23 protein-coding genes and 1 pseudogene are annotated in these 26,696 nt (G+C 65.9%); 15 read left to right on the forward strand and 9 right to left on the reverse strand.

The features are described 5' to 3' along the window. Nucleotides 1–2 precede the first annotated feature (2 nt). The 9 genes from nuoF (at nucleotide 3) to nuoN (ending at nucleotide 11,792) form a co-directional block, all read left to right on the forward strand. The gene (nuoF, locus tag DOM54_RS06365) at nucleotides 3–1,343 is read left to right on the forward strand and encodes an NADH-quinone oxidoreductase subunit NuoF (protein ID WP_110715533.1); all 1,341 of its coding nucleotides are present in this window, start codon (nucleotides 3–5) and stop codon (nucleotides 1,341–1,343) included. Between the two features lie 15 nt (nucleotides 1,344–1,358). Further along, nucleotides 1,359–4,133 carry an NADH-quinone oxidoreductase subunit NuoG gene (gene nuoG, locus DOM54_RS06370; protein WP_110715534.1) on the forward strand — a complete coding sequence of 925 codons (2,775 nt, stop codon included), beginning with the start codon at nucleotides 1,359–1,361 and terminating at the stop codon, nucleotides 4,131–4,133. Next, nucleotides 4,130–5,113 carry an NADH-quinone oxidoreductase subunit NuoH gene (nuoH, locus tag DOM54_RS06375; protein WP_110715535.1) on the forward strand — a complete coding sequence of 328 codons (984 nt, stop codon included), beginning with the start codon at nucleotides 4,130–4,132 and terminating at the stop codon, nucleotides 5,111–5,113. The genes nuoG and nuoH overlap by 4 nt, the downstream gene beginning before the upstream one ends. Nucleotides 5,114–5,125: 12 nt before the next feature. Next, nucleotides 5,126–5,674 (forward strand): NADH-quinone oxidoreductase subunit NuoI, encoded by a 549-nt coding sequence (gene nuoI, locus DOM54_RS06380; protein ID WP_110707131.1) that lies wholly within the window; start codon nucleotides 5,126–5,128, stop codon nucleotides 5,672–5,674. Between the two features lie 253 nt (nucleotides 5,675–5,927). Then, nucleotides 5,928–6,539 carry an NADH-quinone oxidoreductase subunit J gene (nuoJ, locus tag DOM54_RS06385; protein ID WP_110707130.1) on the forward strand — a complete coding sequence of 204 codons (612 nt, stop codon included), beginning with the start codon at nucleotides 5,928–5,930 and terminating at the stop codon, nucleotides 6,537–6,539. Continuing rightward, nucleotides 6,536–6,844 carry an NADH-quinone oxidoreductase subunit NuoK gene (gene nuoK / locus DOM54_RS06390; protein ID WP_110597770.1) on the forward strand — a complete coding sequence of 103 codons (309 nt, stop codon included), beginning with the start codon at nucleotides 6,536–6,538 and terminating at the stop codon, nucleotides 6,842–6,844. The genes nuoJ and nuoK overlap by 4 nt, the downstream gene beginning before the upstream one ends. Further along, nucleotides 6,841–8,706, forward strand: a complete 1,866-nt coding sequence (gene nuoL, locus DOM54_RS06395; protein WP_110715536.1) for an NADH-quinone oxidoreductase subunit L — start codon at nucleotides 6,841–6,843, stop codon at nucleotides 8,704–8,706. Before nuoK ends, nuoL begins: the two co-directional genes overlap by 4 nt. 93 nt (nucleotides 8,707–8,799) lie before the next feature. Then, a complete protein-coding gene (gene nuoM / locus DOM54_RS06400; protein WP_110715537.1) occupies nucleotides 8,800–10,326 on the forward strand; it encodes an NADH-quinone oxidoreductase subunit M in 1,527 nt (508 codons plus the stop codon). Further along, entirely contained in the window at nucleotides 10,323–11,792 is a 1,470-nt protein-coding gene (gene nuoN / locus DOM54_RS06405; RefSeq protein WP_110715538.1) for an NADH-quinone oxidoreductase subunit NuoN, read from the forward strand. Before nuoM ends, nuoN begins: the two co-directional genes overlap by 4 nt. A 75-nt stretch (nucleotides 11,793–11,867) precedes the next feature. Here nuoN and DOM54_RS06410 read toward each other — a convergent pair whose 3' ends face one another. Both DOM54_RS06410 and DOM54_RS06415 read right to left on the reverse strand, forming a co-directional pair. Continuing rightward, the gene (locus DOM54_RS06410; protein WP_110715539.1) at nucleotides 11,868–12,677 is read right to left on the reverse strand and encodes an endonuclease/exonuclease/phosphatase family protein; all 810 of its coding nucleotides are present in this window, start codon (nucleotides 12,675–12,677) and stop codon (nucleotides 11,868–11,870) included. A gap of 4 nt (nucleotides 12,678–12,681) precedes the next feature. Continuing rightward, nucleotides 12,682–13,320 (reverse strand): thiol:disulfide interchange protein DsbA/DsbL, encoded by a 639-nt coding sequence (locus DOM54_RS06415; protein ID WP_110597765.1) that lies wholly within the window; start codon nucleotides 13,318–13,320, stop codon nucleotides 12,682–12,684. A gap of 302 nt (nucleotides 13,321–13,622) precedes the next feature. On the opposite strand from DOM54_RS06415, the gene yihA reads away from it, so the two are divergent. Continuing rightward, nucleotides 13,623–14,255 carry a ribosome biogenesis GTP-binding protein YihA/YsxC gene (gene yihA, locus DOM54_RS06420; RefSeq protein ID WP_110715540.1) on the forward strand — a complete coding sequence of 211 codons (633 nt, stop codon included), beginning with the start codon at nucleotides 13,623–13,625 and terminating at the stop codon, nucleotides 14,253–14,255. A gap of 336 nt (nucleotides 14,256–14,591) precedes the next feature. Here the strand turns inward: yihA and DOM54_RS06425 are convergent, their stop codons facing one another. The 7 genes and pseudogenes from DOM54_RS06425 to argH all read right to left on the reverse strand — a co-directional run bounded on the left by DOM54_RS06425 (nucleotide 14,592) and on the right by argH (nucleotide 20,800). After that, on the reverse strand, nucleotides 14,592–15,326 hold the full coding sequence (locus tag DOM54_RS06425) for an HAD family hydrolase (RefSeq protein WP_110715541.1): 735 nt from the start codon (nucleotides 15,324–15,326) through the stop codon (nucleotides 14,592–14,594). Nucleotides 15,327–15,338: 12 nt separating this feature from the next. Next, nucleotides 15,339–16,253, reverse strand: a complete 915-nt coding sequence (locus DOM54_RS06430; protein WP_240613794.1) for a tyrosine recombinase XerC — start codon at nucleotides 16,251–16,253, stop codon at nucleotides 15,339–15,341. After that, nucleotides 16,237–16,977: a DUF484 family protein gene (locus tag DOM54_RS06435; RefSeq protein WP_110715543.1), complete on the reverse strand. Its 741-nt coding sequence runs from the start codon at nucleotides 16,975–16,977 to the stop codon at nucleotides 16,237–16,239. The genes DOM54_RS06430 and DOM54_RS06435 overlap by 17 nt, the downstream gene beginning before the upstream one ends. Before the next feature lie 59 nt (nucleotides 16,978–17,036). Continuing rightward, complete coding sequence (dapF, locus tag DOM54_RS06440; protein ID WP_110715544.1) at nucleotides 17,037–17,870, reverse strand: diaminopimelate epimerase; 834 nt, start codon at nucleotides 17,868–17,870, stop codon at nucleotides 17,037–17,039. Beyond that, complete coding sequence (gene lysA / locus DOM54_RS06445; RefSeq protein WP_110715545.1) at nucleotides 17,870–19,132, reverse strand: diaminopimelate decarboxylase; 1,263 nt, start codon at nucleotides 19,130–19,132, stop codon at nucleotides 17,870–17,872. The genes dapF and lysA overlap by 1 nt, the downstream gene beginning before the upstream one ends. Before the next feature lie 158 nt (nucleotides 19,133–19,290). Beyond that, nucleotides 19,291–19,398 (reverse strand): annotated as a pseudogene (gene lptM, locus DOM54_RS20580) (LPS translocon maturation chaperone LptM); the annotation flags it as partial. Next, nucleotides 19,388–20,800: an argininosuccinate lyase gene (gene argH / locus DOM54_RS06455; RefSeq protein WP_110715547.1), complete on the reverse strand. Its 1,413-nt coding sequence runs from the start codon at nucleotides 20,798–20,800 to the stop codon at nucleotides 19,388–19,390. The gene argH and the pseudogene lptM, both read right to left, overlap by 11 nt. 270 nt (nucleotides 20,801–21,070) lie before the next feature. Between argH and hemC the strand changes: the two genes are divergently transcribed. The 5 genes from hemC to DOM54_RS06480 all read left to right on the forward strand — a co-directional run bounded on the left by hemC (nucleotide 21,071) and on the right by DOM54_RS06480 (nucleotide 26,676). Beyond that, on the forward strand, nucleotides 21,071–22,021 hold the full coding sequence (gene hemC, locus DOM54_RS06460; protein ID WP_110715548.1) for a hydroxymethylbilane synthase: 951 nt from the start codon (nucleotides 21,071–21,073) through the stop codon (nucleotides 22,019–22,021). Continuing rightward, nucleotides 22,021–22,809: a uroporphyrinogen-III synthase gene (locus DOM54_RS06465; RefSeq protein ID WP_110715549.1), complete on the forward strand. Its 789-nt coding sequence runs from the start codon at nucleotides 22,021–22,023 to the stop codon at nucleotides 22,807–22,809. The genes hemC and DOM54_RS06465 overlap by 1 nt, the downstream gene beginning before the upstream one ends. 6 nt (nucleotides 22,810–22,815) lie before the next feature. Beyond that, nucleotides 22,816–24,405, forward strand: coding sequence for a uroporphyrinogen-III C-methyltransferase (locus DOM54_RS06470; RefSeq protein WP_110715550.1), 1,590 nt, complete (start codon nucleotides 22,816–22,818; stop codon nucleotides 24,403–24,405). Continuing rightward, nucleotides 24,402–25,625: a heme biosynthesis HemY N-terminal domain-containing protein gene (locus DOM54_RS06475; RefSeq protein ID WP_110715551.1), complete on the forward strand. Its 1,224-nt coding sequence runs from the start codon at nucleotides 24,402–24,404 to the stop codon at nucleotides 25,623–25,625. The genes DOM54_RS06470 and DOM54_RS06475 overlap by 4 nt, the downstream gene beginning before the upstream one ends. Nucleotides 25,626–25,746: 121 nt before the next feature. Further along, complete coding sequence (locus tag DOM54_RS06480; protein WP_110715552.1) at nucleotides 25,747–26,676, forward strand: ROK family protein; 930 nt, start codon at nucleotides 25,747–25,749, stop codon at nucleotides 26,674–26,676. Nucleotides 26,677–26,696 lie beyond the last annotated feature (20 nt).

The raw sequence follows: 26,696 nt of genomic DNA on the forward strand, positions 1-26,696 counted from the left end.
TCGTGAGTCGCATTCTGCAGTCAGCCGGCGAACGCCGCGCCGAGACCCATCCGCTGACCTGGCGCCTGCACGACGACCAGTCGCCGGTGCTGCTCGAGGAGTATCTCGACACCCAGGGCTATGCCGCGGTCACCAAGGCGCTGGAACAGTACACCTACGAGTCGCTGACCGAGGAGGTGAAGGGGGCCAATCTTCGCGGCCGTGGCGGCGCGGGTTTCTCCGCCGGCATGAAGTGGAGCCTGACCGCCAAGGGCGCCGACGTGCCGCGTGGCTATATCGTCTGCAACGCCGACGAGATGGAGCCGGGCACCTTCAAGGATCGCCTGTTGATGGAGCAGCAGCCGCACCTGCTGATCGAGGGCATGATCCTGGCCGGTTACGCCAACCGCTCGAAACAGGGCTACATCTTCCTGCGCGGCGAGTACCACCTGGCCGCCGCCTCGATCCAGCGTGCCCTGGCCGACGCCCGCGCCGATGGCTGGCTGGGCAGTGATGTGCGCGGCAGCGGCTGGGACTTCGATATCGCCCTGCACACCGGTGCCGGGCGCTATATCTGCGGGGAAGAGACCGCGCTGATCAACTCGCTCGAGGGCAAGCGTGCCAATCCGCGAGCCAAACCGCCGTTCCCCGGCCAGTCCGGCGCCTGGGGGCTGCCGACGGTGGTCAACAACGTCGAGACGCTGTGCAACGTGCCGGGCATCGTCAATCACGGCGCCGACTGGTTCCAGGCGCTCTCCGGCGATCTCAGCCGCGACGGTGGCACCAAGCTCTACGGCGTCTCCGGCAAGGTCAACAATCCCGGGCTGTGGGAGCTGCCCATGGGTACCACCGGCAGCCGGATCCTCGAGCTCGCCGGCGGCATGCGTGACGGCCTGACCCTCAAGAGTTGGCTACCCGGCGGTGGCAGTACCGGCTTCCTGCTGCCCGAACACCTGGAGCTGGCGCTCGATTTCGACACCATCGGCAAGACCGGCAGCCGCATGGGAACGGGGCTGCTGACCGTGGTTGCCGACAACCAGAGCATGGTCTCGCTGACCCGCAACCTGGAGGAGTTCTTCGCCCGTGAGTCCTGCGGCTGGTGCACGCCGTGCCGCGACGGCCTGCCGTGGAGCGTCAAGCTGCTGCGGGCGCTGGAGGCTGGCGAGGGCGAGGGCGGCGATATCGAGCTGCTCGAGCAGATGGCCCGCGACCTGGGGCCGGGCAAGACCTTCTGCGCGCATGCGCCGGGGGCGGCGATGCCGCTGGCATCCGCGATCCACTATTTCCGTGACGAGTTCGAGCGCGGCATCACCCGACCCAAGGGTGAAGCGCACGCGGACCCGATCCCGGTCGGCAGCGTGTAGGAGGAGTTCGACGCCATGGCCACTATTCACGTCGACGGCAGCGACTACGAAGTCGAAGACAGCGACAACCTGCTCCACGCCTGCCTTTCGCTGGGACTGGATATTCCCTATTTCTGCTGGCATCCGGCGATGGGCAGCGTCGGCGCGTGCCGCCAGTGCGCGGTGAAGCAGTACAAGGACGCCGACGACGACCGCGGCATGCTGGTGATGTCGTGCATGGCGCCGGTCAAGGACGACGCCTACATCTCCATCGCCGACGAGGAGGCCAAGGCCTTCCGCGAGACGGTGATCGAGTTCCTGATGGTCAATCATCCTCATGATTGCCCGGTCTGCGAGGAAGGGGGCCACTGCCACCTGCAGGACATGACGGTGATGACCGGTCATGACCGGCGACGTTACCGTTTCCGCAAGCGCACCCATCGCAACCAGAACCTGGGGCCGTTCATCGCCCATGAGATGAACCGCTGCATTACCTGCTATCGCTGCACGCGCTTCTACCAGGACTACGCCGGTGGCGAGGACCTGGGGGCCTTCGGCGCCCACGACAACGTCTACTTCGGCCGCGTCACCGACGGCACGCTGGAGAGCGAGTTTTCCGGCAACCTGACCGAGGTCTGTCCGACCGGCGTGTTCACCGACCAGACCCACTCGGCTCACTACACCCGCAAGTGGGACCTGCAGTTTGCGCCGAGCATCTGCCACCAGTGCGCCAGCGGCTGCAACATCAGCCCCGGCGAGCGCTACGGCGACATTCGCCGGATCGAGAACCGCTACAACGGCGACGTCAACGGCTATTTTCTCTGCGACCGCGGGCGGTTCGGCTACGGATACGTCAACCGCAAGGATCGGCCGACACGCCCCGAGTGCCGGGAGAGCGGTGGTGAAGCTCGGGCAATGGAAATCGACGAGGCGCTCGATCTTGCCGCGGATCGCCTGCGTGGCGCCAAGCGGATCATCGGCATCGGCTCACCCCGGGCCAGCCTGGAGAGCAACCATCGGCTGCGTCAGTTGGTCGGCGCGGCCAACTTCTCCACCGGTATCGAGGCCGGAGAGCTGGCGCGGATCCGGCGGATGGAAGCACTCAACCGCGAGGCTGGGCTGGCCACGCCGAGCCTGCGCGAGATCGAACAGTGCGACGCGATCCTGGTGCTCGGTGAAGACCTCATCCAGAGCGCCGCCCGTGTCGCGTTGTCGGTGCGCCAGGCGGTGCGTGGCAAGGGCACCGAGCTGGGCGCCGAGCGCGGCATCCCCGAGTGGAACGCCGAAGCGGTCAAGACCGTCGCCCAGGATGCCGGCCATCCGCTGTTCCTGGCCACGCCGGACGCGACCAAGCTCGACGGCATCGCCGCCCATGCCGGGCGACTCGCGCCTGATGATATCGCTCGGCTCGGGTTCGCCGTGGCGCACGCCCTCGATTCCACCGCGCCGGTCGTCGACGGCCTCGACGAAGAGACGTCGCGACTGGCCGAGCGCATCGCCGATGCCTTGCTGGCGGCGGAGAAGCCGCTGGTCATCGCCGGCGAGTCGCTGGGTTCGATGGCGATCCTGGAAGCGGCCGGCAACATCGCTCGGGCGCTCGGACGGCGCCAGCGTCCGGACGCCGGCCTGACCCTCGTTCGCCGCGAGGCCAATAGCGTCGGGCTCGGGTTGCTGGGTGGCGAATCCCTCGATTGGGCGATGGCCCAGCTTGAGCAGGGTGACGCCGATGGTGTGGTGATCCTGGAGAACGATCTCTATGTGCGGCTGCCGGCGGCGAAGGTCGACGCCGCGCTGGACCGGGCCAGTGCGCTGGTGGTGATCGACCACCAGCGTACGCCGACCTGGGAGCGCGCCGACGTCGGCTTGCCGGCAGGCACCTTCGCCGAGAGCGACGGCACCCTGGTCAGCCTCGAAGGTCGTGCCCAGCGGTTCTACCAGGTCTTCGACCCCAGCTACCTGCGCCCGGATACCCGGATTCGCGAGAGCTGGCGCTGGCTGCATGCGCTTCACGCCACGCTGGAGCGCCAGCCGATGGAGACCATCCTGCTCGACGACCTGACCCAGGCCGTTGCCGAGGATGCTCCCGCCTTGGCGCCGCTGCACCAGAACACGCCGGAGGCGATGTTTCGCATCCACGGCCTGAAGCTGGCCCGCGAGCCCCACCGCTACAGTGGCCGTACTGCCATGCGTGCCAATCTCAACGTCAACGAGCCGCGAGCGCCGGTGGACCTCGATACGCCGTTCGCCTTTTCGATGGAAGGCTATGCCGGCTATCGCGAGCCGCGCCGAGAGGTCGCCTTCGCCTGGGCGCCGGGCTGGAACTCCCCGCAGGCCTGGAACAAGTTCCAGGACGAGGTCGGCGGTCATCTGCGCGCCGGCGATCCAGGCAAGCGACTGTTCACCGCGGCCGCCGCCGGTGGCGACTATTGCAGCGAGATCCCCGACGCGTTCGAACCGCGCGAGGGCCACTGGCAGGTGATCGATCTGCCCCAGCTGTTCGGCGGCGACGAGATGTCGCGCCGTGCCGAACCGATCCGCGAGCGCATGGCGCCGCCACAGGCGACGTTGAATGACACCGATGCGGCTCGGCTCGGCCTCGCAGCCGGGGAGCGGGTGACGATCTCGGTTGGCGACACCGTCTTCACCCTGACGGCGCGCCTGAGCAAGGGCCTGCCGCCGGGGCTGGTCGGCCTGCCCAGCGGCGCGATCGAGGAAGTCACCGGAGGGCTGACGCCAAGTGTCCTGCGCTGGGGACAGGTCGCGAAAGCGGAGCACGATAGCCAGGCGCCAGCCGGGGAGGCGCGCCCATGAGCTGGTGGACGCCGCAAGTCGAGGCGACGTTGATCGCCATGGTTCAGGCCGTGGTCATTCTGCTGGTCGTGGTCGTTTCCGGGGCGCTGTTGAGCATGATCGAGCGGCGCCTGCTGGCGCTATGGCAGGATCGCTACGGCCCCAACCGGGTCGGGCCTTTCGGGCTGCTGCAGATCGCCGCCGACATGCTCAAGATCTTCTTCAAGGAAGACTGGATCCCGCCGTTCGCCGACCGTACCTTCTTCGTGCTGGCGCCGGCGATCGCCATGGCTTCGCTGCTGCTGTCGTTCATGGTGATCCCGATCACGCCCGGCTGGGGGGTGGCGGATCTCAACATCGGCATCCTGTTCTTCTTCGCCATGGCCGGTATCAACGTTTATGCGGTGCTGTTCGCCGGCTGGGCCAGCAGCAACAAGTATGCGCTCCTCGGTGCCCTGCGTGCCTCCGCCCAGACGCTCTCCTACGAGGTCTTCATGGGCCTGGCGGTCATGGGCATCGTCGCCATGACCGGCTCGTTCAACATGCGCGACATCGTCAACGCCCAGGAGAACGTCTGGTTCATCGTGCCGCAGTTCTTCGGCTTCTGCACCTTCATCATCGCCGGTATCGCGGTGACCCACCGCCATCCATTCGACCAGCCGGAGGCGGAGCAGGAGTTGGCCGACGGCTACCACATCGAATATTCCGGGATGAAATGGGGCATGTTCTTCGTCGGCGAGTACATCGGCATCGTGCTGATCTCGGCGCTGCTGGTGACGCTGTTCTTTGGCGGCTGGCATGGGCCGCTGCTGCCGCCGATCGTCTGGTTCCTGCTCAAGACGGTGTTCTTCGTCATCCTGTTCGTGCTGCTGCGGGCGGCGTTGCCGCGGCCGCGCTACGACAAGGTGATGAGCTTCGGCTGGAAGGTGTGTCTACCGCTGACACTCGTCAATCTATTGATCACCGGGGCGATGATTCTGCTCATCGACCCGGGCGTGTAAGGGAGAGCGACCATGCTGAGTCAGATCCGGAAGATCGTGTCCGGCACCGGCACGCAACTGCGCACGCTGTGGATGGTGTTTTCGCACGCCTGGCGCAAGCGCGAGACGCTGCAGTATCCGGAGGAGCAGGTCTACCTGCCGCCGCGCTATCGCGGGCGAATCGTGCTGACCCGCGACCCGGACGGCGAGGAGCGCTGCGTGGCCTGCAACCTGTGCGCGGTGGCCTGTCCGGTGGCGTGCATCTCGTTGCAGAAGGGTGAGAAGGAGGATGGCCGCTGGTATCCGGAATTCTTTCGCATCAACTTCTCGCGCTGCATCTTCTGCGGGATGTGCGAGGAGGCGTGCCCGACCTCGGCGATCCAGTTGACGCCGGACTTCGAGATGAGCGAGTTCCGAAGACAGGAGCTCGTCTACGAGAAGCAGGACCTGCTGATCGATGGCCCGGGCAAGGACCACAACACCAACTTCTATCGCGTGGCCGGCCTGTCGATTGCCGGCAAGGACAAGGGCGAGGCGCAGAACGAGGCCGAACCCATCGACGTCAAGTCGTTGATGCCATGAGAATCCGTCTACGATCCGCCGCGCGTCGGCCGAACTTGGCTGGAAACACTTTCGGCGTGCGCATTTACCCCCAGGTGAACTCGCACGCGAGCCAGGTCCTCTCCTCGAATGCTTTCGCCTCGCGACCCACGTGGAGGCGGCAATTGCGCTGGCCCGAAGGGCGCGGGCCTGGCCTTGGCTCTGGCCCGCGAGACCGTCAACGGATTCCAGGTCGTGTCGGGGGTGGTGTGCTGACCAGAGCAGGGAGAGAGATATGCAAATCGCGTTTTACTTGAGTGGCCTGGTCGCGATTCTCGCCACCCTCCGCGTGGTGACAGGCACCCATCCGGTCCATGCGCTGCTCTATCTGATCGTGTCGCTGATCGCGGTGGCGATGGTGTTCTTCGCCCTCGGCGCCCCCTTCGCCGGGGCGCTGGAGATCATCGTCTATGCCGGCGCGATCATGGTGCTGTTCGTGTTCGTGGTAATGATGCTCAACTTGGGCGAGTCGGCGGTGGAACAGGAGCGGGCCTGGCTCCAGCCCAGAGCGTGGATGGGCCCGGCGATCCTGACGGCGGTCCTGCTGGTCGTGATGGTGGTGACGCTGGCCAGCGGCGACTATGACGGCACCATCAGCGGCGAGACGCTGACGGCCAAGATGGTCGGCATATCGCTGTTCGGCCCCTATCTGGTGATCGTCGAACTGGCGGCAATGCTGTTGCTGGCGGCGCTGGTGGCGGCGTCTCACCTGGGGCGCAGTGAAGCGCACGATGAAGCCGACCTCGCCCGCGAGCGCCAGCGTGAGCTGAACGACCAGGCGTCGACCAGCGAGACATCGAACCCCACTCGCGAGGCGCGTCGCGATGCGCAGGAGGGCAAGGCATGACGGGCATTCCGGTAGAGCACGGCCTGTGGCTGGCGGCGATTCTGTTCGTGCTGGGGCTGGCAGGACTAATGACGCGGCGCAACATGCTGTTCGTGCTGATGAGCCTGGAGATCATGATGAACGCCGCCGGCCTGGCGTTCATTGTCGGCGGGACCCACTGGCAGCAGGCCGATGGTCAGGTCATGTTCCTGATGATCATCACCTTGGCGGCGGCAGAGGCGAGCGTGGGTCTGGCGCTGCTGATGCAGCTCTACCGGCGCTTCAAGACTCTCGATATCGATGCGGCTAGCAGGTTGCGCGGATGACCACTTTTCACGATGTCTTGCTGACACTCACGTTCGTCTTTCCTTTACTGGGATCGCTGATCCTGGCGCTGTCGTACGGGCGTCTCTCCGAGCGAGCCAGCGCGACCGTCGGCGTCGCCTCCATCGGCCTGGCGGCACTGTGCACGCTGTGGGTCGGCATCGATTTCTACGACCAGGGCAAGTCGGCGCAGACGTTGACCCTGTGGCACTGGATCAGCGTGGGCGATTTCCAGCCGACCGTGGGGTTGATGCTGGATGGCCTGTCGCTGACCCTGCTCGGCGTGATTACCGGCGTCGGTTTCTTCATCCACCTGTTCGCGGCCTGGTACATGCGTGGCGAGGATGGCGTGACCCGCTTCTTCTGTCACATGAACCTGTTCGTGTTCAGCATGATCCTGCTGGTGCTGGGGGACAACCTGCTGCTGCTCTACTTCGGCTGGGAAGGGGTGGGGCTCTGCAGCTACCTGTTGATCGGCTACTACTACCGCACGCCGGCCAACGGCTGGGCGGCGTTCAAGGCGTTCGTCATCACCCGTACCGGCGATGTCTTCCTCGCCATCGGCATGTTCCTGCTCTACCTCGAGCTCGGCTCGCTCAACCTGCAGACGCTGTTGGCGCGGGCACCGGAGATCTGGGCCGAGGGCGGTCTGATGCCGCAGCTCGCGGCGCTGATGCTGCTCGGTGGCGCGGTGGGCAAGTCGGCACAGCTGCCGCTGCACACCTGGCTGGCGGACGCCATGGCGGGCCCGACGCCGGTGTCGGCATTGATCCACGCGGCGACCATGGTCACGGCGGGTGTCTACCTGATCGCGCGGATGAACGGCATCTTCCTGATGGCGCCGGACGTACTGCTGCTGGTAGGGGTGGTCGGTGCGCTGACCCTGCTGGTGGCAGGCTTCGCGGCGCTGGCGCAGACCGACATCAAGCGGGTGCTCGCCTACTCGACCATGAGCCAGATCGGCTACATGTTCCTGGCGCTGGGCGTCGGCGCGTTCGATGCGGCGATCTTCCATCTGATGATCCACGCCTTCTTCAAGGCGCTGCTGTTCCTCTCCGCCGGCTCGGTGATCATCTGCACCCATCACGAGCAGGACATGCGCCGTCTCGGTGGGCTGTGGCGCAAGCTGCCACTGACCTACGCCGGGTTCATCGTCGGCGGGGCGGCGCTGGCGGCCCTGCCGCTGGTGACGGCGGGCTTCTACAGCAAGGATGCCATCCTCGTCTCGGCACTCGCTTCCGGCCATGGCGTGCTGATGCTCGCCGGGCTGCTCGGCGCGCTGCTGACATCGATCTATACCGTTCGCCTGATCCTCGGTACCTTCCACGGCAAGCCCAAGAGCGACAACGCCCGCAGTGCCCACGCTGGCAAGGGGCTGGTGCATGGCATACCGCTGGTGGTGCTGATCGTGATGTCGACGGCCATCGGCGCGCAGCTGACCCCGCCGCTGGACGAGGTGCTGCCACCCGGTCCGGTGGCCGAGGGCCTGGGAGTCCATATCCTCGAATTCACCGCCATGATCGTGGCCGTCGGCGGCGTACTGATCGCGGGCTGGCTGTTCAAGCGCCGACGCGATCTGATTCGCCGTGGCATGGCGGACCCGCGCGGCGCCCGGCTGTGGACGTTCTGGCACAACGCCTGGGGCTTCGACGCGCTCTACGACTGGCTGTTCGTGCGTCCCTACCAGGGTGTGGTCCGGGTCAACCGGGGCGACTGGATCAACTCGCTGTGCAACATTCTGCCGTGGCTGGCCCGGGCTTCCCATCAGGGGCTGCGCACGACGCAGACGGGCCTGATGCGTCACTATGCCGTATCGATGGTGCTGGGAGCGACGCTGCTGCTCGTCTTCCTGCTGGTGGGCTGACGAGATGCGCGCAGACAGGTTACACGGCGTCGAGGCCCCGATGACCCCAGCTCGGGCGCCAACGGAATTCACTCTATCGCGGATGGCTGATTCATGACTCTGGTCTGGCTGATACTGATCCCCTTCATTGGCGGCCTGCTCTGTTGGCAGGCGGAACGCTTTGGCGACCAGGCGCCTCGCTGGATCGCACTGGGCACCATGCTGCTGGAATTGGCGCTGGTGCTGGGGCTCTGGGTCAGCAGCGACTTTCAGCTGCCGGCGGAGGGCGCCGCCAGCGTCTGGACGCTGGAGTGGCAGGCGGACTGGATCCCGCGCTTCGGCATTCAACTGCATCTGGCGATCGACGGCCTGTCGCTGCTGATGATCGCGTTGACCGGCCTGCTCGGTGCCATGGCGGTGGTCTGCTCCTGGAAGGAGATCGTCCGTCGGGTCGGGTTCTTCCACCTCAACCTGCTGTGGATCCTGGGCGGGGTGGTCGGGGTCTTTCTCGCCATCGACCTGTTCCTGTTCTTCCTGTTCTGGGAAATGATGCTGGTGCCGATGTACTTCCTGATCGCGCTGTGGGGGCACAGCGGCTCCCAGGGCAGTTCGCGCATCGGCGCCGCGACCAAGTTCTTCATCTACACCCAGGCCAGCGGCCTGCTGATGCTGATCGCCATCCTGGGCCTGGTGTTCGCGCATCACGGGGCGACTGGCGAATACACCTTCGCCTATGCGGATCTGTTGAACACGCCGCTATCGGAGACCACGGCCTGGTGGCTGATGCTCGGCTTCTTCGTCGCCTTCGCGGTCAAGTTGCCGGTGGTGCCGCTGCACGGCTGGCTGCCGGATGCCCACGCCCAGGCACCGACGGCCGGTAGTGTCGACCTCGCCGGTATCCTGCTCAAGACGGCGGCCTACGGGATGCTGCGTTTCGCGCTGCCGCTGTTTCCGGAGGCCTCCCAGGCGTTCGCGCCGGTGGCGATGACGCTGGGCCTGATCGGTATCTTCTACGGCGCCATCCTGGCCTGCGGCCAGCAGGATCTGAAACGCCTGATCGCCTACACCAGCATCTCCCACATGGGCTTCGTCCTGATCGGTATCTATGCCGGTACCGAACTGGCGCTGCAGGGCGTGGTGGCGCTGATGGTGGCGCACGCCTTCTCCGCCGCCGGACTGTTCATCCTCTCCGGGCAGCTCTACGAGCGACTGCACACTCGCGACATGCGCCAGATGGGGGGGCTGTGGGGACGTATCCGCGGCCTGCCGGGGTTCGCGCTGGTGTTCGTGGCAGCGTCGCTGGGCCTGCCCGGCACCGCCAACTTCGTCGGTGAGTTCATGGTGATGTTCGGTGCCTTCGGCGTGGCACCCTGGGTGGTGGTGATCGCCAGCGCCGGCCTGATCCTGGCCGCCGTCTACTCGCTGTTCATCATGCAGCGGGTCTACTACGGGCCGCCGGTGGAGGAGACGCCGCTGGCCGGCCTCGATCGTCGCGAGACGATACTGCTGTTCGGCATCGTCGCGCTGGTGGTGTTCTTCGGGGTCTATCCCCAGCCACTGCTGGATACCTCGGCCGGCGCCATGCAGGTGGTACAGCAGAGCGTTCAGCAAGCCGCGGCGATGACGGGAGGTGTCCAATGAGCGATGTCGCCAATCATGGTGTCCTGACGACCCTGCTCGCCATTTCCCCGCTGATTCTGGTCTGCCTGACCGTGATCGTGGTGATGCTCTCGATCGCCTGGAAGCGCAATCACGCCTTGAGCGCGATTCTCACTGCCGTCGGTCTCAATGCGGCACTGCTGGCGCTGCTGTTCGGCTGGACGCTGGGTTCGGTCGACGTCACTTCGGTCCTGGTGGTCGACGATCTTTCCCGCTTCGGCGGCGTGCTGGTGCTGATGTCGACGCTGGCCTGCGTCACGCTGGCTCACCACTACCTCGAAGGCTACGAAGGTCCACGGGACGAGTTCTATCTGCTGCTGACGAGCGCCGCCGCCGGCGGCTTGGTGCTGGTCTCGGCGCGTCACATGACGACGCTGTTCTTCGGTATCGAGCTGCTGTCGATGCCGCTGTTCGGGATGCTCGCCTACACCTTCCGGGACCGTGGTGCGCTGGAGAGCGGCATCAAGTACATGGTGCTGTCGGCCGCGGCGACCGCATTCCTGCTGTTCGGCATGGCGCTGCTCTATGCGGTGACGGGCACGCTGGACTTCGCCGAACTGGGGGCGGCGCTATCGGCTCGCGGCAGCGACCCCTGGCTGCTGGCCGGTGCCGGCCTGCTGCTGGTGGGACTGGCGTTCAAGCTCTCCATCGTCCCCTTTCACCTGTGGACACCGGATGTCTACCAGGGTGGCCCCGGGCCGGCGACGACGTTTCTCGCGACCGCCAGCAAGGTGGCGGTGTTCCTGGTGCTGCTGCGACTGTTCCAATCGACGCTGGCCTTCCACGAGAACTGGTGGCACGACCTGCTCGGCTTCATCGCCGTGATCACCATGCTGGTGGGCAACCTGCTGGCGCTGACCCAGAACGACCTCAAGCGCCTGCTGGGCTACTCGTCGATCGCCCATTTCGGCTATCTGCTGGTGGCGCTGGTGGTCAACCAGGGCCTGGCGGTCGAGACCGTCGGCATCTACCTGGTCACCTACGTTCTCACCACGCTCGGCGCGTTCGGCGTCGTCACCCTGGTGTCGAGCCCCTACATCGCCACCGGCGGCACGGCGGATGCCAGCCCGCTGCACCACTACCGTGGCCTGTTCTGGCGGCGGCCCTACCTCACGGCGGTGATGACGGTATCGATGCTGTCGCTGGCGGGGATTCCGTTCACTGCCGGCTTCATCGGCAAGTTCTACATCATCGGGGTCGGGGTCGAGGCGCATCGCTGGTGGCTGGTCGGCAGCGTGGTGGTCGGCAGTGCCATCGGGCTCTACTACTACCTGCGGGTGATGGTGACCCTATTCCTGCATGAGCCCGGCATGCAGCGCCGCGATGCGACCCACGACTGGGCCGAGCGCGCCGGCGGGATGGTGGTGCTGGGCGTCGCCACCCTGGTGATCCTGCTGGGGCTCTACCCGACACCGATGATCAATTGGGTCAACTGGGTCGCGGGGTGACGGTGACGATCGCCAGCCGTCGAGCGCCTCCCATCGACGCCCGAGAAAGCGCCCGCCACAGGGCGCTTTTTCGTGTCAGGCGCCGGTGGCGAGGCCGATGCTGCGGCGGCAGCCGGCCGGCAGATGGATGTCCACGGCGATGGGGAGATGATCCGAGAACATCGCTTCCAGCACGCGCGGTTGCTCGGCCTTGAGCGATGCGGAGAGCAGGATGTGGTCCAGCGCGCGGCGGGGTTGCCAGGCAGGATAGCTGAGCTGCGACTTGAGCGGATTGAGATCCAGGGCCTTGCAGAACCGGGGGTGTGCCAGCAACTGCTCCGGCGTGCAGTTGAGATCGCCCATGACCACCACATGTTGCAGCGGCTCGACGATCTCGCCGAGATAGTCCAACTGGCGCCAGCGACCACGCTGGCTGAGTGCCAGGTGAGCGACGAAGACGTGCAGTGCATCCGGCCCTTCGCCGTAGCGGGCGTGGATCGCGCCGCGCCCGCGCATGCCGGGCAGGCGGTGCTCGTCCACCTGGCTGGGCGTCAGGCGCGAGAGCAGCCCGTTGCTGTGCTGGGCGACGCGACCGAGGTTGCGGTTGAGCTGCTGGAAGTGAAAATCGAACGCCGAGCGATGGGCGAGATACTCGACCTGGTTGACGTGACTGGAGCGGAAACTGCCGCCATCGACCTCCTGCAGGCCGACGATATCGTAGGCCGACAGGGTACTGGCGACGATATCCAGTCGCGAGCTGCGTTTGGGATGGGGCAGCAGGTGCTGCCAGCTCCGCGTGAAATAGTGATGATAGGCCGAAGTGTGAATGCCGACCTGCAGGTTGCAGGTCAGCAGTTTCAACGTCGACGCGATCTCGCTGGCGGGTGTCGAGACGGCTAGAGACATGGCGTCACTCGCTCTCGGTGCGTTCCTCGCGGACTTTCTCGATCAAGGCGCTGGCAATCTTCGGCATGTTTTCCAGCGAGCCGGCGGAGTCGGGCGTGACCACATAGCGGCCATCGACGATCAGGTCCGGCACGCCCATCAACTGGTAGCCACGCATCTTGGCCGAAGCCTGCTGGATCTCGCTCTTGACGCCGAAGGAGTCGAGCGCCTTGAGGGCTTCCTCCTTGCTGACGCCATAATGGGTGAAGAATTCGGCGATGTCGTCCTTGTCGGTCAGCCGCTTGCCCTGCTTGTGGATGGCGTCCATGAAGTCCTGACGCATCTCGTCCTCGATGCCGAGCTGACGGGCTGCGTAGAACGCGATGGCGTGCTGCTCCCAGACCCGACCCAGCGGCGCTGCCATGCGATCGAAGGTAACGTCGTCCGGCAGTTGGGCAACCCACTCGTTGAGCGGCTTCTCCAGCGCGTAGCAGTGCGGGCAGCCGTACCAGAACACTTCGGTGACTTCGATCTGGTCCGCCGGCACCTCGGTTTTCATCGGTTCGTCGACGACTTGATAGTCCTGGCCCTCGACGATGTCCGCCGCCATCACCGCGCCCGAGAACGTCAGCCCGGCCAATAGCGCCACGAAAGACTTGATCATGCGTTACTGCTCCTGAAGGTCGATAAGTTGTTGTGAAACAGGTTTCAAGGAAATCACTGCCAGGCGACGGGGCCTCGGCTCGGTTGATGACGCGCCACGCCTGTTGGAGCCTCAGAGGGCCGCGAGGTTCCCTCGCTAGCCTGCTACCGATCACTTTCCCATAGCCTGACAGAAATGGCCGGAAAAGCGTAGGGCATCCAATGCCCGCCGCCGGGAGACAGCGGCAGCGGACCGGGGGATGACGTTGGCGCTCAGCCGATGGCGAGTACGCGTGATACACTGCGCGGCGCCAACGCCTCAAGATGATCGAGCCCACCATGACCGCCACGCCCGAGCGCCGCAATTACCAGACCGCGACTTTCCTGATCAGCGCGCCGGCGCTGGCCAAGTGCCCGTCGGATCGCGGGGTCGAGATCGCCTTCGCCGGCCGCTCCAACGCGGGCAAGTCCAGTGCGATCAATGCACTGACCCAGCAGCGGGCGTTGGCACGGACCTCAAAGACGCCGGGGCGCACGCAGTTGATCAACTTCTTCACCCTGCAGAACGACGAACAGCTCAGGTTGGTCGACCTGCCGGGCTACGGTTACGCCAAGGTGCCGGAGGCGATGAAGAAGGAGTGGCAGGCCCATCTCGCCGATTATCTGCAGCACCGCCGCTCGCTGGCCGGCCTGATCCTGCTGATGGACGTGCGTCATCCGCTCAGCGATTTCGATATCCAGCTGCTGGAGATGGCGGACGACCGCGCGTTGCCGGTGCACATTCTGCTGACCAAGGCCGATAAGCTGAAACAGGGGCCGGCCAAGGCCTCGCTGCAGCAGGTCAAGCAGCGCCTGGCCGAATGGGAGGACCTGGTCAGCGTGCAGCTGTTCTCCGCGCTCAAGCGCCAGGGGCTGGATCAGGCTTATTCCGTGATGGATCGGTGGTTGGCCCGTTGAAGCTCCCTCGGGTTGGCGACTCATTTGAATTTCCCACTTACCACTGACCGAGTACTGGCCACCCTTTTGCTCGTTGATGCGAGGGGCAAGCCCCTCGCACTCCCCTTTTTGACGCCCAGGGCGGCGAAACCCTTCGCGCGCCATCGCTGAGCTCGGGTCGGCGCGAAAGGGCATCCTGCCCAACGCACCTCTTGCATCATCCATGATGCAAGACCCGGCTCATCGATTCCGCGCGTAGCGCCGCCCTGAACAGGCGTCGAATGGTGGCCAATTCCAGCAATGTCGTGAGTCAGGTGCCGTTGACCCCGCCATCGGGGAGGCACTGGGGAGGCGCTATCAGCGCGGTTGTTCGTCCAGCCGGGCAACGATCTCCGGCAACTCTCTCACATGCGTCACGCGATGCACTCGCGGCGGCAGTTCGCGCTCGCCCTCGTTCTTGGCATCGATCCACACCGCATGCATGCCGAGACGCTGGGCCGCCATCACGTCCTCCTCCCAGTTGTCACCCACGTGCAGGGCGCGATAGGGCTGGGTGCCGAGCGAGGCCACGGCGGACAGGAAGGGGCGTGAGTCGGGCTTGGGAGCGTGCATCTCGCCAGCCAGAATGATTACGTCGAAATGATGATCCAGCGCCAGCCGGCGCACGTCGACATTGCCGTTGGTGATGATGCCGAGCCGATAGCGGCGCGCCCAGGCGTCGAACATCGGTACGACCTCCGGGTAGAGCGAGACGTCGTGACGCAGTGTCATGAAGTGCTCGAATCCCGCTCTCGCCCAGCGCTGCGCGTCCGCGAGTGGCAGACCATGCTCGAGCAGCAGCTCGACCATGGCGCGTTCGCGAATCCAGCTATGATCCCCGCGGCTCATGGGATAACGCTGCATCAGCGATGCGCGCAGGGACTGGTAGGCTTCAAGCGGAAAGGCTTCGGCCAGCGGCGTTGCGGTCGGGCCACGATGGGCGTCGATCTGTTCGGCAAACCATCGATAATGGGTCGGCTCGGCGTGGGCCATGACCGGGCCGTTGTGCCACAGCGTGTCGTCGAGGTCGAAGGTGATGGCGTCCAGCGGCATGGCGAGTGGTCCCTAGCGGTTGTCTGAACTCTCGTCCGAGGAGGCAGCCGGCCTGCGCCGTGCGCGAGGGTGGGCCTTGTCGTAGACCTCGGCGAGCTGCTGCCAGTCCAGCCTCGTGTAGATCTGCGTGGTGGAGAGATTGGCGTGGCCGAGAAGCTCCTGTACCGCGCGCAGATCCTGACTCGATTCCAGCAGATGGCTGGCGAAGGAGTGGCGTAGCCGGTGCGGATGGAGGTGTTCCGGCAGGCCACGCTTGCGGGCGGTGTCGGCCAGGCGGGCCTGGATCGAGCGATGACCCAGGCGACCGCCGTGCTGGGCGATGAACAGCGCGGTCTCGCCCTCTCCCGCCAGTGCGCTGCGAAACCCGAGCCACGCTCGGATGGCGTCGCTCGCGCGGCTGCCCAGCGGTACCTGGCGCGGTTTGCCGCCCTTGCCGACGACCCGCACGTGACGTTCGTCGAGGCTGGAGAGTTCGAGCGCCGCCAGCTCGGCCAGGCGTAGCCCGCAGGAGTAGAACAGCTCCAGCATGGCCTGGTCGCGTACCTCGAGCGGGTCGCCGTCGTGAGGCGTATCCAGAAATCGGCCGAGCAGGTCGACGTCCACCGGGCTCGGCAGATGGCGCGGCTGTCTGGGCGCTTGGGTCAGCTGTACCGGGTTGTGATCCAGCTCGCCCCGCCTGACCAGCTCATCGGCGAAACGGGACAGCGCGGCGCGCCGCCTCGCCAGGGTCCTGGGCGCCATGCCACGGGTGCGTTCGTGGGCCAGGTAGCGGCGCAGCAACGTCACGTCGAGCTGGTGCCAGGCGTGCACGTCCTGGGTTTCGAGATAACCGATCAGGCCGCCGATATCGCGGCGATAGGCATCCACCGTCGCCGGACTGGCGCGCTGCGCCAGCCGCTTCAGGAAGGCGTCAAGTGCGGCTTGCACGGGAGGCCTCGGCACGCCGCAACAGTCGGCTGACCACTTCTCCCAGGTACTCCGTGAACAGCGTATCCAGGGTGGCCCGGAAGTGCTCGCCATCGTGGCTGGCCAGCAGCAGGAAGCCCAGCGACTCCCCCTGGGTCAGGCGGGTGATGGCGCAGGAGCCGGATTCCGGCGGGGCGGTGCAGTGCGGCAGCAAGGCCTCCCAGTCTTCCCGGTCAAGCGTGGTGCAGCGGCTGGTCTGTTCATTGAGCAGCAGTTCCAGACGCTGACGCGCAGCGTCGGTCAAGGCGAACCGGGGCGGCTGCCAGGCGTTGGTATCCCGGGGCGTGGCGTGGCAGGCTGGCGGCGCTTCCAGCCACAGCCCGATGCCTTGGGTACGGAAGCGCTCGGCCAGTTGTGTCGACAGCGCCTCGGCCAGGGCATCGGCGCTCTCGGCCTCGATCAGGCCCAGCACCAGTTCGCGGGTACGGCGATACTGCGCCTCGTTGTAGCGCGCCGACTCGAGCAGGTTCTCGAGCCGCCACTCCGCGTCCTCGGCTCGGTGGCGCAGGTCGTGCACCAGCCGCTCCAGTAGGGATACGGCGCCTGGAATGTGGGGGTGAGGCACCTTGAGTTGCTGTAGCAGTCCCTCTCGGCCGACGAAAAAATCGGTATGTTGCGCCAGCCATTCGGCAACCCGATCGGGATCCAGTGTCTGGCGAGGCTCGGGGACCTGGGCGCGTGACATGCGTTGGTTCTCCTGTGAATCCCTGACGAGACAGCAGCCTGTCCCGCCGTATCTTTTTATTAGTTCAAGGCAACGCGCCCTTCGAAGACGCGTTCGGCAGGGCCGGTCATGACGATGGGCGTTTCGCCACCTTTCCACTCGAGCGTCAAGCGGCCGCCGCGCAGTTCGACGTCGACGGGGCTCTGCAGCACACCTCGGCGAATACCGCAGGCCACCGCCGCGCAGGCGCCGGTACCACAGGCCAGCGTTTCGCCGACGCCGCGCTCGTAGACGCGCAGGCGGATGGCGTGAGGGGAAACGATCTGCATGAATCCGATATTGGCCTGGCGCGGAAAGCTGGGGTGCCGCTGCAACTTCGGCCCCAGTTCACCGACCGGGGCGGCGTCGACGTCGTCGACTTGCAACACGGCATGCGGGTTGCCCATCGAGGCGACGTTGAACGTGACGGTCCGGCCGTCGATATCGAGATGGTGCGATGTCTCGTCGCGATCGGCGACGAAGGGTATATCCGCCGGCGCGAAACGTGGCGTGCCCATGTCGACCCGCACCCGGCCGTCGTCGTCGACCTTCAGCGACAACGGGCCGCCCAGGGTCTCGACCTGGAACTCGCGCTTGTGGGTCAGGCGCTGGTCGATGACGAAGCGGGCGAAGCAGCGGGCACCGTTGCCGCAGTTCTCCACCTCGCCGCCGTCGGCGTTGAAGATCCGGTAACGGAAATCCATGTCCGGCTTGCGTGGCGGCTCCACCAGCAACAACTGGTCGAACCCGATGCCGAAGTGACGGTCGGCCAATTGACGAATCTGGTCGTCCCGCAGGTAGGCCCGCTGGGTGATCAGGTCCACCACCATGAAGTCGTTGCCCAGGCCGTGCATCTTGGTGAAGTTCAGCAGCATCAGCTCTCCCCCGGCAGCCGTGACTCCAGCGCCCACAGCGAGTCGAGGCTCTCGCGACGACGGACCAGATGACTTCGATCGCTGTCGACCAGGACTTCGGCAGGACGGCCGCGGCTGTTGTAGTTGGATGCCATGGCGAAGCCATAGGCGCCGGCCGAACGCACCGCCAGCAGATCCCCTTCGGCGATCGCCAGTTCGCGCTCCTGGCCGAGAAAGTCGCCGCTTTCACAGATCGGGCCGACCACGTCGTAGATGGCGCTTGGCCGCGAAGGACGGGTATCGACGCGTTCGATGCGTTGCCACGCCTGGTACAGCGATGGCCGGATCAGATCGTTCATGCCGGCATCCACGATGGCGAAGTTCTTGGTCTCGCCGGGCTTGAGATACTCGACTCGGGTCAGCATCACGCCGGCGTTGGCGGCGATGGAGCGGCCCGGCTCGAGCAGTAAGGCCAGTTCACGACCTCGCAGGCGTTCTCGCACCGCGTGGACGAAATCGCCAGCCGCCGGCGGACGCTCATCCTGATAGGTGACGCCCAGCCCGCCACCGATGTCCAGGTGCTCGATCACGATACCGTGATCGGCGAGTCGGTCGATCAACGCGAGTAGACGATCCAACGCATCGAGATAGGGCGAGAGTTCGGTCAACTGCGAGCCGATATGGCAATCGAGCCCAACGACCTTGAGGTTCGGCCGTTCGGCGGCCCAGGCGTAGAGGTCGAACACCTCCTCCGCGGCCACGCCGAACTTGTTGGCCTTGAGCCCGGTGGAAATGTAGGGATGGGTCTTGGCATCGACGTCCGGATTGACCCGGATCGAGATGTTGGCGACCTGGCCGCGCTCGGCGGCGACGCGATCGAGGCGCTCGAGTTCCGGCCGCGATTCGACGTTGAAGCACTTGATGCCGACTTCCAGGGCGCGTGCCATCTCGTCGGCCTGCTTGGCGACTCCGGAGAAGACCACCTTGGCCGGATCGCCACCGGCTGCCAGGACGCGCTCCAGCTCGCCCACCGAGACGATGTCGAAGCCGGCACCGAGACGGGCGAGCACGTCGAGTACGGCAAGGTTGGAGTTGGCCTTGAGCGCATAGCAGACCAGATGTGGCATGTCGCCCAGGGCGTCGCTGTAGGCTCGAAAGTGCCGGGTCAGGGCGGCCCGGGAGTAGACGTAGCAAGGCGTGCCGTACTGCTCGGCCAGTTGATCCAGCGCAATACCCTCGGCATGCAGCACGCCATCGCGGACGGGGAAGTTGTCGGGGGTCACGGCAGCTCCTCGGCGGTCGGCGAGGTGGCTGCCGGCGCCGGGCTTGCCTGGGGCGCTGCCGGCTGACGAGACGATGCGTCGGGGTCGCGCTTCGCGGGCGTCTGCCTGGAGGAGGCTGGCTGCGACGGTTCGTAATCCCCTTGCGGGTCGTAGGTCTTCGAAGCCTCGCTGTCGCCGGGCAGGTAGAGCGGGCCTTTCTGGCCGCAACCGGCCAGCGCCAGCAGCATCGTGGCCAGGACGATGGCGAGTGCGGCGTTACGCGACATGACGGCTCTCCTGCAACGTGGCGAGCGCATCGCGGGCGCGCTGGGCGGCGGCGCGAACCTGGTCGGGCGCGGTCCCGCCGATATGGTTGCGGGCGGCGACCGACCCTTCCAGCGTCAGCACCTCGAATACGTCATCAAAGATCACATCGGAGAAGCGCTTGAGCTCGTCGAGGGACATCTCGGAGAGATCCTTGCCCTGCTCGATGCCGTAGGCGACCGCCTTGCCGACGATCTCGTGGGCATCGCGAAACGCGACACCGGCCCTGACCAGATAGTCGGCGAGATCGGTAGCGGTCGAGAAGCCCCGGCGCGCCGCCTCGAGCATGTTGTCCGGCTTGGCTACCAGCGCCGGTGCCATGTCGGCGAAGGCGCGCAGACAGCCCTTGACCGTGTCGAGGGTGTCGAACAGCGGCTCCTTGTCTTCCTGGTTGTCCTTGTTGTACGCCAGCGGTTGGGACTTCATCAGCGTCAACAGGCTCATCAGGTGGCCGTAGACCCGGCCGGTCTTGCCGCGTACCAGTTCCGGCACGTCAGGATTCTTCTTCTGCGGCATGATCGACGAGCCGGTGCAGAAACGGTCCGGTAGATCGACGAAATCGAACTGGGCACTGGCCCATAGCACCATCTCTTCGCTCATCCGCGATAGATGCATCAACAGGATGCTGGCGAAGGCGGTGAACTCGATGGCGAAATCGCGATCGCTCACCGCATCCAGCGAGTTCTCCGCCGGCCGGTCGAAGCCCAGCAGTTCGGCGGTGACGTGGCGGTCGATGGGGTAGGTGGTGCCGGCCAGCGCCGCCGCGCCCAGCGGCAGCACGTTGACCCGTTTGCGACAGTCGAGCAGGCGCTCGTGATCCCGTGTCAGCATCTCCTGCCACGCCAGCAGATGGTGGCCGAAGGTCACCGGCTGCGCCGTCTGCAGGTGGGTAAACCCGGGCATGATGGTATCCGCCTCGCGGTCGGCCAGCTCGATCAGGCCACTGCGCAGGCGCGCGAGTTCGGCGGCCACGGCGTCGATCTCGTCGCGCAGGTAGAGCCGGATATCGGTGGCGATCTGGTCGTTGCGCGAGCGTCCGGTATGCAGCTTCTTGCCAGTGATGCCGATCTTGTCGGTCAGCCGCGCTTCAATGTTCATGTGGATGTCTTCGAGGGCGATCGACCACTCGACGTCGCCGCGTTCGATCTCCGCCTCGATGGCGTTGAGCCCATCGACGATACGGTCCCGCTCGTCGTCGGTCAGGACGCCGACCCGGGCCAGCATGGTGGCGTGGGCGATCGAACCGCGAATATCGTGGTGATAGAGACGCTTGTCGAACGGGATCGAAGCGGTGAAGGCGGCGACGAATGCATCGGTGGGCTCGCTGAAACGTCCGCCCCAGGATTGGTTGGTTGCCTGCGTCATCGAAAATCGAGCTCTGCGTGGTCTACGGGTGAAAACTGCGAAACGATTGCCCGAGTGTATCAGAGACAGCGTCGGCATAGGACGCTGAAACTTGCGGTCGAAGAGCGGGATGCACGGTCTGCCGCGCGGCTTCCGGTAGCCGTTTTTACTCGGTGGGTGACTGCTTTATCATGGGCCAATGAGGTTCGCGCAGACGAACACCCACTTGATGACGAATCCCGAAGCGCCTGCCCAGGCGTTTCGGGGCGTCCATCCCACTCGGAGAATGGCGTGCTCGACGCTAACAGATTGAGAATCGCAACCCGCAAGAGCGCCCTGGCGCTATGGCAGGCCGAACACGTCAAGGCGCTGCTCGAACACCATCATCCGCACCTGACCATCGAGCTGGTACCGCTCTCCACCCGCGGCGATCAGATCCTCGATATGCCACTGGCCAAGGTCGGCGGCAAGGCGCTGTTCGTCAAGGAGCTCGAGGAGGCGATGCTCGACGGTCGGGCGGACCTGGCCGTTCACTCGATGAAAGACGTGCCGATGCAGTTCCCCGAGGGACTCGGACTCTCGGTGATCCTGGAAAGTGGAGCGCCCACCGACGCCTTCGTCTCCAACGCCTACGCCAGCGTCGATGCGCTGCCCCAGGGCGCGCGGGTAGGCACCTCAAGCCTGCGCCGCGGCCTGCAGGTCAGCGCGCGTCGGCCAGACCTGGAGGTGCTCTCGCTGCGGGGCAACGTCCAGACGCGCCTGGGCAAGCTCGACGCTGGCGATTTCGAGGCGATCATCCTCGCCACGGCGGGGCTGGAACGGCTCCGGCTCGCCGACCGGATTACCGCGGAGCTCACGCCGGAGGAGAGCCTGCCAGCCTGCGGCCAGGGGGCGCTGGGCATCGAGTGTCGTCATGACGATGCCGAGCTGGTCTCCCTGCTGGCGCCGCTGGACCACACTGCGACGGCAACCCGGGTGCGTGCCGAACGGGCGCTCAATACGCGCCTGGATGGCGGCTGCCAGGTGCCGATCGGTGGCTACGCCATGCTCGAGAACGATGGCGATACGCTCTGGCTGCGTGGACTGGTGGGGCATCCGGACGGCTCAACCGTCCTGCGCGCCGAGGGCCGAGGGTCGGCCATGGAGCCCGAGTCGCTGGGAATTCGGGTGGCGGAAGAGCTGCTGGCCCAGGGGGCCGGCGAGATCCTCGCCGAAGTCTACGGGGGCGCTGGCAGCGAGTGATGGCGGGCCGCGTACTGCTGACGCGTCCCGGCGAGCGTGGCGAGGTACTGGCGCGAACGCTGGAACGGAGCGGCCTGGTCACGGCCGCGCTCGACATCCTGCGCCTGGAGCCCGTGGCGCTGTCGGACAGCGGCCGGGCGGCAATACTCGATCTGGATCAATTCCACGGCATCATCGTGGTCAGCCCGCAGGCGGCGACGTGTCTTGCCGAGGCCATTGCGTCATACTGGCCGCAGTTGCCGCAGGGGCTGCGTTTCTACGCCGTCGGCGAAGCTACCGCGGAGCGGCTCCACGCGGAGCTGGGCGTGCCGGCGGTCCTTCCTCCACGGGCCAGCGGCGAGCACAGCGAAGCGCTGCTGGAAGTGGCGTCGCTCAAGGCGGTGGCGGGCAAGCGCATGCTGCTGGCACGCGGCGAGTCGGGCCGGGAACTACTGCCGGAACGGCTGCGAGAGCGGGGAGCCGATGTCGAGGTCCTGGTGCTCTACCGGCGCCATTACCGAGCGCCTTCGCCGCCTGCCAAGGGGTGGCTCGAACATGGCGATTTCGCCGCATTGGTGGTGACCAGCGGGGAAATATTGCAACATTTGGTCACGTGGTGTGGCCCGGTTGCGTTGAACCAACCGCTAATCGTCTCGAGTCCGCGGTTGGCTACACTGGCGGGGAAATTGGGATTCGGCTCGCTTCATGTGGCGTCGGGTGCCTCTCCCGCGGCATTGAACGCAGAGATTCGCGCGGTGCTCGGTCCACAGGGCGCCACCTTCGATCAGGGTGATCACGGAAAAGGCTAGCGATAGATGAGCAAGCAGAGCAAAGATCAGCAACCGCAGTCGGCTCCGGCCTCCGATGGCGAGAAGGCGCCGGACGGCCAGGCCAAGCCGACTGGGCAGGGGTCGAAGGCAGAGGCGTCCGAGACAGCGAACACCGGCAATGACCGGGCGCCATCATCCGCCGATTCAGCCGACAAGGCGGGGGCGACCGACCCGATCAAGCCCGATGTCGCCCAGCCGGTTGCCGCCGACGATGCGACCGGCAAGCCGGGAACCGCGAGCGATGTGACGAGCGCGTCCAGCGCCTCCACCGACGCAACCGACAAGCCCGCTCCCGCTACCGGCAGCAAGTCGAAATCGGCAGGCAAGTCCAAGGCAGGGGCTGGTCGAGGGGCCGGGACCCCGACATCGAGCGCTACTCCTCCGGCGACATCCGCCGCCCAGTCCAAGCCCACCAGCAATTCCTCCAGCCCTGCCGGCAAGGCCGCTTCGGGTGGCGGCCAGCCACCTCCCGGCAGTGGCGCGAGCTCGGGAGGCGGCAAGCGCGGCACTGGAGGCAAACTGGGCTTGCTGGCCCTGATCCTGGTGATCCTGCTGGCGGTCGTCGTGGCGTTCGTCGGTTACCGGGGGTGGCAGAAACTGCAGGCACAGCAGGCGCAGTTGAGCCAGATCGGCACCAACAGCACGACCCTCGATCAACTCGAATCGAAGGTCGGCGAGCTTGACCAGAGCCGCCAGCAGAACCTGAAGATGATGCGTGGCGAGTTCGATCAGTATCGTCAGAGTCTCGACAACACGCTGGACAAGGTGCTCAAGGAGTTGGCCCAGCAGCAGCAGGCCGATCCGCGCGAGTGGCTGCACGCCGAGGCCGAATATCTGCTACGTCTGGCCAACCAGCGGCTTCAGCTCGAGCGCGACGTCAAGGGCGCCAAGGCGCTGTTGAAGGCGGCGGATGATCGACTCCGTGACGCCGACAACCCGGCTCTGGTGCCGGTTCGTCGCGCCATTCAGTCCGAGCTTGCCTCCCTCGACTCGGTGCCGGTGATCGACCGTACCGGTCTCTATCTCGCCTTGATGGCGCAGCAGGAGCAACTGGCGCGGCTGCCGCTCAAGCAAGACATCGAGGAGATCGCCGCCGGCAAGGGCGACGCCAAGCCCAGCGGCGGCTGGCGCCAGCAGTTGGCGACGCTGGGGCGCGAACTCAAGGATCTGGTGACCGTGCGGCGCCACGATCAGCCGCTGGAAGCCTTGATCACGCCGGAACAGGAATCCTACCTGCGCCAGAACGTACGTCTGCTGCTGGAGCAGGCGCAACTGGCACTGCTGAAGTCCGAGCCCGAGCTCTATCAGGCCAGCCTCGACAAGGCGACCGAGCTGGTCCAGGGCTACTACGCCACCGATAACGACGGCGTCGCCAAATCGATCGACAAGCTCAAAAGCCTGCGTGACCAGGATGTGCGTCCGGAGCTGCCGGACATCAGCGAATCCTCGCAGCTGCTCAAGCGTTTCATCGAGCAACGCTTCGGCAATGGCGGGGGGGCGCAGGGCGGCTCCCAGGGCAGCGACTCGCAAAGCGGTAGCGCGAACCAGGGATCGGCACAGGGAGAGGGCGCATGAGAAAGCTGATCCTGCTGATCGTCTTCGGTCTGGCGGTCGGCGCGCTATTCGGGCAGTTGATGCAGTCGCTGCCGGGTTACTGGTTCATTCGCGTTGGCGATACGTCGGTCCAGACCTCGTTCTGGTTCGGCTGCGTCCTGCTGCTCGCTTCCTTCCTGATACTGCATTTCCTGCTGCGGGCGCTGATGCGTCTGCGTCGCCCGGTCAGCCGGCTCAAGGTGTGGAATAGCCGCACGCGTCACCGCACGGCGATGAAGCGTACCGTTCGAGGACTGGTGGCGCTGGCGGAGGGACGCTGGAAACGGGCCGAGAAGTCACTGACCAAGGCGGCCGACGACTCCGGCACGCCGCTGGTCAATTATCTCTCCGCAGCGCTGGCGGCCCATTACCAGGGGCGCTACGAACAGGCTGACGTTCTGCTCAAGCGGGCGCATCACAGCACCGAGGGCGCCGACACCGCGGTCGGTCTGGTGCAGGCGCAGTTGATGCTGGATCGACAGCAGTTCGAGGAGGCGCTGGCGACACTGACGCGCCTCGAACAGCAACTGCCGGAACACCCGCAGGTACTCAAGCTGCTCAAGCAGGCCTATCTGAGTGTCAACGACTGGGACGGCATGCGCCGGCTACTGCCGCGTCTCGACAAGCACCGCCTGATCACCGAAGACGAGCGCCAGGCACTCGATCAGCGCGTCTATCGGGAACTGCTGGTCCAGGCTGCGCAACAGGAGGGCAACCTGCCCCGGGTCCGCTCGCTGTGGGCGGACATGCCGGATAATCTGCGCGGCGACGTCGAGCTGGTGGGGCTCTATGCCGAAGCGTTGATCAAGGGCGGTGAAGAGGGAGACGCCGAGCGCCTGTTGCGGAATGCGCTCAAGGAGCACTGGGATACGCGATTGGTGCTGCGTTACGGTCTGCTCAATGTCGATGCGGCGCGCCAGTTGGTCTACGCCGAGAAGTGGCTGCAGGAGCGGCCCAATGACCCCGATCTGTTGCTGACGCTCGGCCGTCTGTCGCTGCGCAATGCCTATTGGGGCAAGGCACAGGAGTACTTCGAAGCGAGCCAGCGCCAGCGTCCGAGTGGCGTCGTCTGCGCCGAGCTGGCAAGGCTGTACGCCAACCTCGGCGATCACAGCAAGAGCCAGCTCTATTATCGCCAGAGCGTGACGCTGCTGGACAAGTCGCTACCCGCACTGCCGCAGCCTAGCGACATGACACGCTGACTTTCGGCCTCCGACCGATTGCTCTCCTCGGCGCCTGCGGGCGCCTTTTTTGTGGCCATGGGCTGGTGGGATTTTTCCGTCCGCCCGAGCGAAACGGTATCTTCACGAGGAGCAAGATCCCATGCACTACGGTATCGATGTCGGTGGAACGAAGACCGAGATCGCGATCTATGACCGGAACTGGGCATGTCTCGATCACTGGCGTGAACCGACGCCGTCCGACGATGCCAAGGCCTTTCTGTCGATGCTGGCCACGATGGTGCGGGAGGCCGACCGACGCTGCGCTGGCCGGGGTACGCTGGGATTCGGGTTCCCGGGCGTGCTCGATGAGCGCGGTCACCTGATCACGGCGAATCTGCCTGGACTGCGTCCGCTGGTGCTCGAGACGGCGCTGGCCGCGGTCCTCGATCGAGCCTTCGTGATCGAGAACGACAGCCGCTGTTTCATGGTATCGGAAGTCGGTCCCGGTGGGGCGGCGGAGGGGGCGAGGCACGCTTTCGGCGCGATCCTGGGGACGGGCGCTGGGGGCGGCGCCATCGTCGATGGCCGACTTCTCAGCGGTGCAGGCCGGTTCGCCGGCGAATGGGGGCATCTGCCGCTATCCGCCGCCTTGGCGAGACGTTACGACCTGCCGTGCATCGCCTGCGGCTGCGGCCTGGCGGGTTGCCTGGAGACCTATGTCGCCGGGCCCGGCCTGGTAAGGTTGCATCGTCATTTTGGTGGGGCTTCGGAGTCCGCCGAAGAGTGGCACGCGGCCTGGGAGGTGGGCGAGGAAGCGGCGCAGCGCGCCCGGGAGTGTCACCTCGATCTGCTGGGTGGCGCCCTGGCCAACGTGGTCAAGCTGCTGTCGCCGCAGGTGATCGTGATGGGGGGCGGCCTGGCGACCGTGGAGGGACTGTTGACGGCGCTGCCGGCGGCGATATCGATGCACCTGTTCCCGGGCGTCGAGACGCCGGAAGTCGTCGGCTCTCGGCTGGGTGCCTCGAGCGGCGTGCGTGGCGCGGCGATGCTGGGCGCCGCTTCAGCGGATGCCGGAGACGAACGGATATAAAAAAGGCCGCCCGCGGGCGG

Origin of the sequence: Salinicola acroporae, from assembly GCF_003206615.1 — a bacterium.
Taxonomy (GTDB): domain Bacteria; phylum Pseudomonadota; class Gammaproteobacteria; order Pseudomonadales; family Halomonadaceae; genus Salinicola; species Salinicola acroporae.

Coding starts and splice junctions, on each gene's coding strand:
- yihA (WP_110715540.1), top strand. CDS start 13,623: ATGATCGAGCCCACCATGACCGCCACGCCCGAGCGCCGCAATTACCAG.
- DOM54_RS06435 (WP_110715543.1), bottom strand. CDS start 16,977: ATGTCACGCGCCCAGGTCCCCGAGCCTCGCCAGACACTGGATCCCGAT.
- DOM54_RS06425 (WP_110715541.1), bottom strand. CDS start 15,326: ATGCCGCTGGACGCCATCACCTTCGACCTCGACGACACGCTGTGGCAC.
- DOM54_RS06410 (WP_110715539.1), bottom strand. CDS start 12,677: ATGTCTCTAGCCGTCTCGACACCCGCCAGCGAGATCGCGTCGACGTTG.
- nuoN (WP_110715538.1), top strand. CDS start 10,323: ATGAGCGATGTCGCCAATCATGGTGTCCTGACGACCCTGCTCGCCATT.
- argH (WP_110715547.1), bottom strand. CDS start 20,800: ATGACGCAGGCAACCAACCAATCCTGGGGCGGACGTTTCAGCGAGCCC.
- nuoJ (WP_110707130.1), top strand. CDS start 5,928: ATGCAAATCGCGTTTTACTTGAGTGGCCTGGTCGCGATTCTCGCCACC.
- dapF (WP_110715544.1), bottom strand. CDS start 17,870: ATGCTGCTGAACTTCACCAAGATGCACGGCCTGGGCAACGACTTCATG.
- DOM54_RS06415 (WP_110597765.1), bottom strand. CDS start 13,320: ATGATCAAGTCTTTCGTGGCGCTATTGGCCGGGCTGACGTTCTCGGGC.
- nuoK (WP_110597770.1), top strand. CDS start 6,536: ATGACGGGCATTCCGGTAGAGCACGGCCTGTGGCTGGCGGCGATTCTG.
- nuoH (WP_110715535.1), top strand. CDS start 4,130: ATGAGCTGGTGGACGCCGCAAGTCGAGGCGACGTTGATCGCCATGGTT.
- DOM54_RS06470 (WP_110715550.1), top strand. CDS start 22,816: ATGAGCAAGCAGAGCAAAGATCAGCAACCGCAGTCGGCTCCGGCCTCC.
- nuoG (WP_110715534.1), top strand. CDS start 1,359: ATGGCCACTATTCACGTCGACGGCAGCGACTACGAAGTCGAAGACAGC.
- DOM54_RS06475 (WP_110715551.1), top strand. CDS start 24,402: ATGAGAAAGCTGATCCTGCTGATCGTCTTCGGTCTGGCGGTCGGCGCG.
- nuoM (WP_110715537.1), top strand. CDS start 8,800: ATGACTCTGGTCTGGCTGATACTGATCCCCTTCATTGGCGGCCTGCTC.
- nuoL (WP_110715536.1), top strand. CDS start 6,841: ATGACCACTTTTCACGATGTCTTGCTGACACTCACGTTCGTCTTTCCT.
- DOM54_RS06480 (WP_110715552.1), top strand. CDS start 25,747: ATGCACTACGGTATCGATGTCGGTGGAACGAAGACCGAGATCGCGATC.
- DOM54_RS06465 (WP_110715549.1), top strand. CDS start 22,021: ATGGCGGGCCGCGTACTGCTGACGCGTCCCGGCGAGCGTGGCGAGGTA.
- nuoI (WP_110707131.1), top strand. CDS start 5,126: ATGCTGAGTCAGATCCGGAAGATCGTGTCCGGCACCGGCACGCAACTG.